We start from the raw sequence: 7,086 nt of genomic DNA, 5'->3' as shown, positions 1-7,086 counted from the left end.
CGGTCGTAAAAATACGATTATGATTGTCGATACAAAGTTGTGTCAGTGCAGAAACAAAGATTTTAAATTTTTGTGCGTGCGGAATAGATTCACTGACGCGTTCATTGAGACCGTGGATCCCTTCGGTAATGAGCACTTGGCCTTTTTGCAGTTGAATACGTTTTGCTTTGTGAGCAAGACGCTCACCGATCTGAAAAGAATAGGTGGGGAGTTCCACGTCTTTTCCTTCGAGAAGAGCTGAAAGGTTTTGGTTAAAATGAGGAAGGTCAAGGGCGTCGATATGTTCATAATCGAACGATCCATCAGGATGGCGCGGCGTCTCTTTATGAGGGCGATAGTAGTTATCGAGTGAAATCGCGATAGGGTTAATGCCGTGAATTTTGAGATGAATGCTCAGACGTTTCGCAAACGTCGTTTTCCCCGACGATGATGGTCCTGCAATCAGAATGAGTTTGATCTCTGGTTGTGCTGCAATACGATCAGCGATTGCCGCAATTTTTTTCTCATGCAATGCTTCGGAAATACGGATCAAGTCAGCAATGTCTCCTTGCATGCAATGTTCATTAAAATCGGCCACAGTAGAAACACCGACAAGATCATTCCAGCGTTTCGTTTCCACATAAGCCGCAAAAAGTTTTGGTTGTGGTGGAAGTTTGGTCGTAATGTTTCCCGCTTCATCAGGAAAATCGAGAGCAAGTCCATGTTCATACGAAAAAAGATTCCACTGTTCGATGACTCCTGTTCGGTGGGCAATAGGCCCATGCACGAGTCCTACATATTTTGCTACGTGCACAAGAACCGCTTCCGGGACTCTAAGTTGATACAGCAATTTAATTTGATCTTCTGCTTGAATCGTTTTGAGTCGTTGTGCCGCATCTTCAACAGAAGTTCGATCAATCAAAATAGGAAGGTCATTTTTGATAAGTTGTTGCATCTCTTCTTGAAGATGTTTGAGAAAAAGGGGATCTACCTTTTTCCCCGGAAGTTCAAAAAAGTAAGCCGTGGGTGAAAGCGATTGACCAACGACAATCCGCGCTTTCGGATCGACATTGAGCAGGGCTGCGTAAAGAATAAGAGAAGCGGTGCGTCGATAGATATCCATTCCTTCACGCGAAGAAAAATCGATGGTGGTGATGTGTGCGTGCGCTCTAAGCTCATAAGAAAGACCAACGGGACGCTGGTTGACGACTGCTCCAAGAGGAGGAAAAGAGCCTGGATGTGGATGGTCTTTCAAGAGTGAAACAATTGGTGTCCCTGCTTCAACTTCAAGAGGAAGACCATTAAAATCGACTTTAAGCTTTTGTGTCATCGTGATCGTGTGTGCCTTTTCGTGAAGATTCCTCTTTTTTAAGAGGAGAGGAATTTTTTTTCGTTTTGGATTCTTTGGCCACAATGGTGATAGAAGAAATTTTTTTCTCTGCTTCCGCAATCTCTTTTTCCAACTCGATGATACGACCAAAAAGTCCTTTGATGGGAGTGGTGATATGAAGTTGTTCGCCTGATTGATGTCGCATCTCTTCTGTCACCGCAGCTCCCAAATCATGAAGCGTTCGATAAAGCGCGAGATGATCTCTCCTACTTTGATAATGTAATTTCGTCGCTTGCATTGTTTTTCCCATCACCGCACCAGCAGTATGATAACTTTCCCCTAAAAATTGCACACTTTCTTCCACAAGCCGTTTGGCTTTTTGATGCATCTGCTGATAGTTCAGTTTTGGTTTCATATCATCCTCCTTCATTGTTTCTGGATTATGACGGAAGAGATCCACTTTTTCAAGTCACCTCCTCTTTTCTCTGCTGTCATTTTTTTGACTTGACTTCTTCATTTTGAGACCAAAAGCGCGATTCAATGAATTGTTTTTGCATTGCTTTTTATGGCATGAAATTTGCTCTCTTTCATTTTGAATGTATCGAAATGAGAAAAAAATGAAGTTTTTAATGGGAATGCTCATAGGGCTTGGTGTTAGTCTCACGAGCTGTGAAGGGACAAAACCGACCGGAAATGGCCTTTTAGGAAACTTAAGTAGGCTCGATGGCAGTGGTGGACGATTTGCAGATGCGGATGGCGATGGATTTGGAGATCCTTCAAAAGAAGTGGTGGCAACAGATGAAAATCCAGCGCCTGGAGTGGCTGATAACACAGATTGCGATGATCACGATAAATATATTAATCCGAAAAGTACGATTCCCGATGCTCTCGATTATAGGAGCGATTTTAATTGCGATGGTCTGTATGGTTCCATCCCAAGTATGATCAAAAAAAGTTTGTCCGGAAAAATAAAAACATATCTCTACGAATGGCAACCTACACCTCAAGGTGGAGGAAAAATGATTGAGGTGATACGCGAAGGGGATGAACATGGTCGTGTTCTTGAAAGTAGCGAATCGCTTTATAATGAAAAGGGGCGGATTCTTTTTGTAAAGGAACGCGATGGAGATCTTTCAACTCCTGTTCTTGCTTCTCGCAGTTACGACTACAATGAAAAAGGGTTGCTTATTCTTTTGCAGTTTCGCGATGGAGATGAAACCGCCGCCGTGACTGCTTCAGAAGAACACACGTATGATGAGCAAGGGAACAAGCTTTCACTGAAAGTACACAAAGACGATCTGGCCTCTCCTGTTCTTCGTTCCCTTGAATGGACGTATGATGCTCGAAATATCAATTGGCCGCTCATAAAAATTTCACGTTCTGACAACTTTGAAGAAGAAGGTTATTGGATAACACGTAAAGTTCATAATAATGGAGATTTGAGTTCTGCTGTCACTGAATCAGCAGAGCGCGTTTTCGATGAGCATGGAAATTTGTTGATCTCAAAACGTCATTTACATGGAGATCTGAGTTCTCCTGTCACCATTGCTGATGAGTGGAGTTATGAAGTAGATGTGATGGCAAGCTGCCCAAACAAAGAGATGACGGCTGAAGAGGCTGGCGGTTTGTGGTGGGGTAATTCTTTTGCATGTTGGAGTGTGCAGCAAAGCTATAATGGCGATGTGACGTCTTCTGTGATCGAATCGGTTGAACGAAGTTATGATGAACATCAAAATGTCGTGATCGAAAAATGGCGTCAAGGAGATCTCTCCTCTCGCGTCATGAGCACTTCGGAAATGACATACGATGAAGTGGGAAATATGATGACACGAAAGTTTCATCAAGGAGAGCTTGCAGGAGCAGTGCAAGAATCAGAAGAGTGGGAATATGATCCTCTGTACAAAACACTTCCGCACGTTTGGAAACGAAATATTGCAGATCGTCAATGGCGGTTCTATAAATATCATTCGCGCGATCTCAGTAGTCCCGTGACCTATTCATTTGAAAATAAATGGGATGCCCAAGGAAATATTATTTCTTATGAAGAGCATCATGGGGATGTGACAACACCGATCACCAATTCAGTCATCTATCAGTATAGTGATATTCTTTTGAAGGTAGCACTCGATTTTGGATTTTAAACCTGGATCACTTCTTTCACTTCGGGGATAAGTTCTTTGAGACGGTTTTCACTAAAAAATTAATCCTTGATATTTTATGATCATATCATAAGATATCGATATGAAATATGTTCCACGGGCTCAAGAGAAGCAACTCAAAGAACTTTTCAAAACCTTTCCTGTTGTGGTTGTCACAGGAGCTCGTCAAGTGGGAAAAAGCACTCTTTTGACTCATCTTTTTCCGGACCTTCCCCATGTTCTTTTTGATCCAACAGTTGATGTTGAGAATGTTCGCGCTGATCCAGATCTTTTTTTGCGGAATCGCAAAACCCCTCTCATTCTCGATGAAATTCAGTACGCTCCCGAACTCGTGTCCGCCATAAAAAGAACATTAGAAAAGGACCGTCGCCCGGGTCAATATCTCATGACAGGTTCGCAGCAGTGGAATGTGATGAAAAAACTTTCAGAAAGTTTGGCAGGTCGTGCAGTTTTTCTTGATCTGGAAGGTTTCAGCTGTTCTGAAATGGCACGAATCACAAACTCTCCCAACTGGCTTGATCGTTGGCTCGCACAAGGTGAAGGCATTGATGTCAGTTCATTTCAAACGTTTGAATGTTCATTTCCTCTTTTTGAATATCTCTGGCGCGGTTCTCTTCCTGAGGCTCATTTTCTTCCTCTTCAACAGCTTCCTGTTTTTTTCACGGCCTATCAACGGACCTATATTGAACGCGATGTCAGACAACTTGCTGAGATTGAGGATCAACAGCTCTTTGGAAGATTTTTTCGACTCTGTGCTGCATTGACGGCACAGGAAGTCAATTTCAGTCAACTCGGACGAGATATTGGGGTAACACCACAAACTGCATCACGCTGGCTCGACATTTTGAAGGCCACTTTTCAGTGGTTTGAAATTCCTCCTTATCATGGAAACGTGATCAAGCGACTCAGTGATAAACCGAAAGGCTATCTCGCTGATACCGGAATGGCCTGCTTTGCGCAGGCCATTTCAACTCCAGAAGCTGTTGGATTTCATCCTCTGTGGGGATCACTTTTTGAAACTTTTGTTGTTGGAGAAATACGAAAACTCGCTCGCACCCTTGATGTACAACCCCACTTCTATCACTGGCGTGCTCATGGCGGGGGAGAAGTCGATCTTCTTTTGGAGCGAGATGGGTCTTTTTATCCGATCGAAATCAAAGCAGCAACGCATCCAACAAAACAGGATATTCGTGGACTGACTTCATTTCGCACCACATATCCGCATCTTGCTGTCAAACGCGGGCTTGTCATTTGCCCAACTGATGTTGCTTATGCACTTTCAGAACATGAGATTGTCATTCCCTGGAATGCCATTATTAAACCTGAATCACTTCTTTCACTTCCGGGATAAGTTCTTTGAGACGGTTTTCAACCCCCATTTTGAGCGTCATGGCGGACGCCGGACAGTGACTGCACGCGCCGCGCAGATGAAGTGTTACAATCCCTTCGTGATAACTGTGGAACGTAATGTCTCCTCCATCCATCGCAACTGCAGGTCTAATTTCAGCATCGAGAATCTCACGAATTTTCTGTTCAATTTCATTTTCAGATGATCCTTTGGCGACATTTGTGTTCGCGACAAACGTGATCTCTTGCGACAACACATCTTTGAGTGTTTGAACTAGCGAGGTGACAAGGAAATCCCATCGTGCACTGGGATCTTTGGTCACCGTCACGAAGTTGGCTCCGACAAAAACACCGGTGATGTGGTCATGTTCTAAAAGTTTTTCAGCAAGCGGGGATCCTTGCGCACTTTCCCGAGTCGGAAAATCGGCAGTTCCTGATTCGAGCAGAACTTTGTTGACCGTGAATTTCAGCGTGTTTGGATTGGGGGTCGGTTGCGCACTGATTTCAATATTGTGAGTTGTCATTTTTATTCCTTTTCTTCAGTTGTGACTATTCCTTTGTTTTTTTCACTGCGATGTTTCATGGCGTCCTCTAATGCACGCCAAATGAGCATGGCACACTTGACGCGCACCGGAAATTTTTTCACTCCCTCAAAAATTTTCAATCTCCCAAGCATGCTGCGCGTGTTTTCTGAAACAGAATCCTGAGTTATTAACTCTAGAAAAGAAGCCGCCATACTTTTTGCTTCTTCAAGAGTTTTCTTTTTTAAAACAGCGGTCATCATCGATGCGCTCGATTTTGAAATAGCGCATCCAGTACCTGAAAAACGAATGTCTTGAATGATTCCTTCATCATCAATGCTCAAATATAAATGATAATCGTCTCCACACAGAGGATTATGACCGTGCGAATAGGCATTGGCAGACGGAAGCTCGCCAAAATTTCGAGGATTCTTATTATGATCCAAAATCACTTCTTGATAGAGTTGTTCTAAATGCGTGCTCATATTCCGAAAACCTTTTTTACCTGGTTCATTCCTTCCAGTAATTTTTCTACATCGTCGAACGTGTTGTAGAGAGCAAAAGAGATTCGCGTCGTTGCCGGAATCCCGAAACGATCCATGGTCGGCTGAGCACAGTGATGACCAGCGCGCACGGCGACTCCCTCTTGATCGAGAATCGTTCCGATATCGTGAGGATGGATTCCCTCCATGACAAAAGAGATAATCCCGACTTTTGTTTGCCCATTGCCAATGATTTTTATTTTGCCAGAGGAAGCAATCGCTTCCGTCGCTGCTTGTAAAAGTCTCTGTTCATGCGCGTGAAGCGCATCAAAAGAAAATTGTTCAAGATATTCCAGAGCTGCTCCAAGGCCGATAATTTCAGCAATTGCCGGTGTACCCGCTTCAAATTTAGCGGGAGGAGGAGCATACGTGATCTTCTCAAAGGTGACCGAAGAGATCATATCCCCACCACCTTGATAGGGATCCATGCTCTCGAGCCATTTCTGTTTTCCATAAAGAACGCCAATGCCGGTCGGACCAAAAGTTTTATGACCTGAAAAAGCGTAGAAATCACAATCAATCCGTTGAACGTCGATGGGGAGATGTGCCGCAGCTTGCGCTCCATCAATCACCACAACAGCTCCAGCACGATGCGCCAGTTTCGTGATTTCTTCAATCGGATGAATGATACCAAGAGCATTAGAGACATGAGCAACTGACACAATTTTTGTTTGTGCATTTAAAAGTTTTTTAAATTCCTCAAGAAGAATTTCTCCCTGATCATTCACGGGAATAACTCGGAGCTGCGCTCTTTTCTTCTCGCAGAGACGTTGCCAGGGGACAATGTTGGAATGATGTTCTGTCGTTGCCACCAGAACTTCATCTTTTTCATGGAGAAATTTTTCACCGTAACTGGTTGCGAGAAGATTGATGGCTTCTGTCGTCCCCTTTGTAAAAATAATTTCATCGGCTGACGAAGCATTGAGAAATGTTTGACATCGCTTCCGTGTTTCATGGCAATATTCGGTTGCCTCTTGACTAAGACCATAGACGCCGCGACGGACGGTCGCATATTCTTCACGATAAAAACGATCCATGCGATCGAGTACCTGCGTCGGTTTCTGGGTCGTCGCAGCATTATCAAGATAGACCAGTTGCTTTCCGTGAACGCTGCGACGGAGCATGGGAAAATCGAGACGACTTTTTTCAACATTGAAGGAGCTTTCGCCCCTTTTCTGGGTTCTTTGCCGTTGTTCCATACTTCTTGT

The 7,086-nt window shown here is 43.8% G+C and carries 6 protein-coding genes and 1 pseudogene (1 of these 7 only partly in view); 2 read left to right on the top strand and 5 right to left on the bottom strand.

The features are described 5' to 3' along the window. Window positions 1-1,309, bottom strand: a pseudogene (locus A3C46_03350) (hypothetical protein); it reaches 224 nt to the left of the window's first position. Continuing rightward, on the bottom strand, window positions 1,293-1,724 hold the full coding sequence (locus A3C46_03345) for a hypothetical protein (GenBank protein OGQ23161.1): 432 nt from the start codon (window positions 1,722-1,724) through the stop codon (window positions 1,293-1,295). Before A3C46_03345 ends, A3C46_03350 begins: the two are co-directional and overlap by 17 nt. 202 nt (window positions 1,725-1,926) lie before the next feature. Here A3C46_03345 and A3C46_03340 point away from each other — a divergent pair, with 202 nt between their 5' ends. After that, window positions 1,927-3,450, top strand: coding sequence for a hypothetical protein (locus A3C46_03340; GenBank protein OGQ23160.1), 1,524 nt, complete (start codon window positions 1,927-1,929; stop codon window positions 3,448-3,450). A gap of 100 nt (window positions 3,451-3,550) precedes the next feature. Next, window positions 3,551-4,819, top strand: a complete 1,269-nt coding sequence (locus A3C46_03335; GenBank protein OGQ23159.1) for a GTP-binding protein — start codon at window positions 3,551-3,553, stop codon at window positions 4,817-4,819. Here the strand turns inward: A3C46_03335 and A3C46_03330 are convergent. The 3 genes from A3C46_03330 to A3C46_03320 are packed head-to-tail and all read right to left on the bottom strand — an operon-like array spanning window position 4,785 to window position 7,077. Beyond that, entirely contained in the window at window positions 4,785-5,324 is a 540-nt protein-coding gene (locus tag A3C46_03330; GenBank protein OGQ23257.1) for a hypothetical protein, read from the bottom strand. The genes A3C46_03335 and A3C46_03330 overlap by 35 nt on opposite strands. Window positions 5,325-5,341: 17 nt before the next feature. Continuing rightward, a complete protein-coding gene (locus A3C46_03325; GenBank protein OGQ23158.1) occupies window positions 5,342-5,821 on the bottom strand; it encodes an SUF system NifU family Fe-S cluster assembly protein in 480 nt (159 codons plus the stop codon). After that, window positions 5,818-7,077 (bottom strand): cysteine sulfinate desulfinase, encoded by a 1,260-nt coding sequence (locus A3C46_03320; GenBank protein OGQ23256.1) that lies wholly within the window; start codon window positions 7,075-7,077, stop codon window positions 5,818-5,820. The genes A3C46_03325 and A3C46_03320 overlap by 4 nt, the downstream gene beginning before the upstream one ends. Between the last annotated feature and the right edge of the window lie 9 nt (window positions 7,078-7,086).

It is taken from the genome of Deltaproteobacteria bacterium RIFCSPHIGHO2_02_FULL_44_16, assembly GCA_001798185.1.
Classification (GTDB): Bacteria; UBA10199; UBA10199; order 2-02-FULL-44-16; family 2-02-FULL-44-16; genus 2-02-FULL-44-16.
The sequence above is the reverse complement of the archived record's forward strand: the minus strand, read 5'-3'. Positions and strand labels throughout refer to the sequence as shown.